Below are 2842 nucleotides of genomic sequence, written 5' to 3'. Positions count from 1 at the left end.
CTGACCATCAAAGACCTGGCTTCGTCCAAACAACTCGGCGCTTCCGACATGGCTGCTGTGCGCGGCGGCAGCAACGTCAACTTCGGCAACCATAACATCGCTGTCGCCGGCGGCTTCGCCAGCCCCTCGGCTGTCATCGCCCCGGTCACCCAGGTCGATGCAAGCTCGAAGACCACCAACGAACTGCTGCAGAACTTCGGCGGCTTCCAGATGGTCGGGTTCAAGTAAGGCGACTGCATGCTGTCGGGACCGGACTCCGGTTCCCGATGGCCGCGGCAGCATCCGGGGAAGGCGCTGACTATAATTGCCGCCTTCGCCCACTCTTCTTCGTTCGCCGATGTCAGACGCCGTTTCCCGCCGTTTCCTCCATCGCCGCAGCCTGTTGCTGGCCGCCGCGTCCGTCCCATTTGCCAGCGCCTGCAGCCTGTCGCCCGTTGCGCAGTCCGCGCCGGCGTCCGCCGCTGCCGGCTTCCGCGACATCGAGAAATCGCTGGACGGCCGTCTCGGCGTGTCCGCGCTCGATACCGGCAGCGGCAGGCGCATTGCCTACCGCGCCGACGAGCGCTTCCCGATGTGCAGCACCTTCAAGGCCGTGCTGGCCGGCGCGATCCTGGAACGGAGCACGCGCGATGAAAGCCTGCTTGCGCGGCGGATTCCGTATGCGGCCAGCGACCTGGTCAGTTATTCGCCCATCACCGGACCGCAGGCCGGCAAGGGCATGCTGGTCGCGGAACTCTGCGACGCGGCGGTCCGCTACAGCGACAATACCGCCGCCAACCTGCTGCTGGCCCTGCTCGGCGGCCCCGCCGGCCTGACTGCCCATGCGCGCGCGGCCGGCGACGAAACCTTCCGCCTGGACCGCTGGGAGACCGAACTCAATACCGCGCTGCCCGGCGACCCGCGCGACACGACGACGCCCGACGCGATGACCGGCCACCTGTCCCGCCTTGCGCTGGGCGCCCTGCTGCCGGCGCCGCAGCGGTCGATGCTCCAGCACTGGCTGCGTACGAACACCACCGGCGACACCCGCATCCGGGCCGGCGTCCCGGCGGGCTGGACGGTCGGCGACAAGACCGGCACCGGATCGTACGGCACCGCGAACGACGTCGCCGTGCTGTGGCCGCCGCAGCGCCCGCCCATCGTGCTGACGATCTTCACCACGCGCCGGGACAAGGACGCCGAGCCGCGCAACGACATCCTGGCGGCGGCGACGAAGGTCGCGCTGGCGATGCTGGACGCTTCAGCCGGGTGACGGCGCAAGGACGTCGGCGCCGGCGCCGACCACCTCCACCAGCAGGTCGGCGATGAGCCGCACCCGCGGCGACCGCCGCACGTCCGGGTGCACCACCAGCCAGATTTCCCGCGCCACCGGGCCGGCATCCACCGGCACCCGTTCCAGCTGCGGGTCCGCCGCCGCCATGAAATGCGGCAGCACCGCCAGCCCGAGCCCCATCCGCACCGCGTCCCGCTGCAGCGGCAGCGTGTTGGCCCGCAGCGCATAGCTGCGGTTGCCGCGCAGGGATTCCAGCCACTGGTGTTCGGGCGCGTGCGCCAGGCTGTCGTCATAGCCGATGAAGCGCCACTGCGCTTCGCTGCGCCCGGCCGTATAGCCGGCCCGGCAATATAGCCCGTACGCCATGCTGCCGAGCAGCCGCGCCGCCAGGCCCGGGTCCTGCGGCCGGCCGATGCGCAGCGCCAGGTCCGCTTCGCGCCGCGACAGCACCGCGACCCGGGTTTCCACCACCAGTTCCAGCGTGATGCTGGCCCAGCGCTGGTGTATCGCACCCAGCCGCGGCAGCAGGAATTCCTGCCCCAGCGACGGCGCCGCGGACAGCCGCACGGTCCCGGACAGCGGAACGCCATCGGCCGCCTCGCGCATGAACTCGAACGCCTGCTCCTCCATCTGCGCCGCGCGCCCGGCCAGCTGCTCGCCCTCGCTGGTCAGTATCCAGCCGCGCGGCAGCCGGTCGAACAGGTGCAGCCCCAGCGCCTGCTCAAGCTGGGCGATGCGCCGCGCCACCGTCGTATGCTCGACCCGCAACGTGCGCGCCGCCGCCGCCAGGCTGCCGGCGCGCGCCAGCGCGAGAAACACCCGCACGTCATCCCAGTCCATTTTCATCTGTGTATTCATGCACGGAAGGTGTGCGTATTTTGCTAATTCCTGTGTGAATTTGCAGATGCTAATCTGGCTTCATCGTCAATGCAAGGAGGTCATCATGCTCACCACTCAACCTGTCGGCAGCGTCGTCATCCAGCCTGGCGGCATCCTTCACTTCACCAATCGCGGCCGGCAGCGGCTGTCGTTCAACGGCGGCAGCGGCTACCTGTGGCTGACCCGCGATGGCGATATCAAGGATTACGTGCTCCGGGCTGGGGATGCGATCAGCCTTTGCGCTGGGGATGATGTCTGGCTGACGCTGGAAGACGCGGATTCTGCGGGGGCGGTGACGATGGAGCGGCTGGACGCGCCGCGGTCGTTATGGGAAGGGGTCGCGGCGCGGTTTGCGGCGCGGGGGGCGCGACCTTGCGGGGCGGCGGTGCAGGCCGGGGCGTAAGTGGGTGGTGCGCCGGGGGCGGCGCGGGCCGGGATGCGCTTGGTGTTCGCGGTTCATGCTGATGCGCGCAGCGGGTTTTGCTGTTGGCTCCGCGCAGCGACCGTTGCGGTTGCGGTTGCTGTTGCTGTTGCCCGCGCAGCGACCGTTGCGGTTGCAGTTGCGGTTGCAGTTGCAGTTGCAGTTGCAGTTGCAGTTGCAGTGAATCCCCGTTGATGACGCCACGTCGCTGGTGCCGAAATCGGATAAAGAAGCGTCCGCTGTCTGAGCGAAGCGAGTTTCGGACGCTT

5 protein-coding genes are annotated in these 2842 nt (G+C 68.9%); 4 read left to right on the top strand and 1 reads right to left on the bottom strand.

Going from position 1 to position 2842, the window contains the following annotated elements:
• Both QOL82_RS29040 and bla read left to right on the top strand, forming a co-directional pair.
• Nucleotides 1–228 (top strand): hypothetical protein (locus QOL82_RS29040; RefSeq protein WP_283445804.1); only part of this gene is annotated, 228 nt, incomplete at its 5' end.
• Nucleotides 229–337: 109 nt separating this feature from the next.
• A complete protein-coding gene (gene bla, locus QOL82_RS29035) occupies nt 338–1252 on the top strand; it encodes a class A beta-lactamase (protein WP_283445803.1) in 915 nt (304 codons plus the stop codon).
• Here the strand turns inward: bla and QOL82_RS29030 are convergent.
• Entirely contained in the window at nt 1241–2119 is an 879-nt protein-coding gene (locus tag QOL82_RS29030) for a LysR family transcriptional regulator (protein WP_430438573.1), read from the bottom strand. The two genes, bla and QOL82_RS29030, sit on opposite strands and share 12 nt — an antisense overlap.
• A gap of 97 nt (nt 2120–2216) precedes the next feature.
• Between QOL82_RS29030 and QOL82_RS29025 the strand changes: the two genes are divergently transcribed.
• Together QOL82_RS29025 and QOL82_RS29020 are read left to right on the top strand one after the other, a co-directional pair.
• Nucleotides 2217–2555: a DUF2917 domain-containing protein gene (locus QOL82_RS29025; RefSeq protein WP_283445802.1), complete on the top strand. Its 339-nt coding sequence runs from the start codon at nt 2217–2219 to the stop codon at nt 2553–2555.
• A 55-nt stretch (nt 2556–2610) separates the two neighbouring features.
• Complete coding sequence (locus QOL82_RS29020) at nt 2611–2757, top strand: hypothetical protein (RefSeq protein WP_283445801.1); 147 nt, start codon at nt 2611–2613, stop codon at nt 2755–2757.
• The last annotated feature ends 85 nt before the right edge of the window (nt 2758–2842 follow it).

Source organism: Noviherbaspirillum suwonense (assembly GCF_900182955.1).
Lineage (GTDB): Bacteria > Pseudomonadota > Gammaproteobacteria > Burkholderiales > Burkholderiaceae_D > Noviherbaspirillum_A > Noviherbaspirillum_A suwonense.
This window is presented reverse-complemented; position numbering and strand designations above follow the sequence as displayed.

Excerpts from the sequence above, each read along its gene's own strand:
- bla (WP_283445803.1), top strand. The coding sequence starts at position 338 with ATGTCAGACGCCGTTTCCCGCCGTTTCCTCCATCGCCGCAGCCTGTTG.
- QOL82_RS29030 (WP_430438573.1), bottom strand. The coding sequence starts at position 2,119 with ATGAAAATGGACTGGGATGACGTGCGGGTGTTTCTCGCGCTGGCGCGC.
- QOL82_RS29025 (WP_283445802.1), top strand. The coding sequence starts at position 2,217 with ATGCTCACCACTCAACCTGTCGGCAGCGTCGTCATCCAGCCTGGCGGC.
- QOL82_RS29020 (WP_283445801.1), top strand. The coding sequence starts at position 2,611 with ATGCTGATGCGCGCAGCGGGTTTTGCTGTTGGCTCCGCGCAGCGACCG.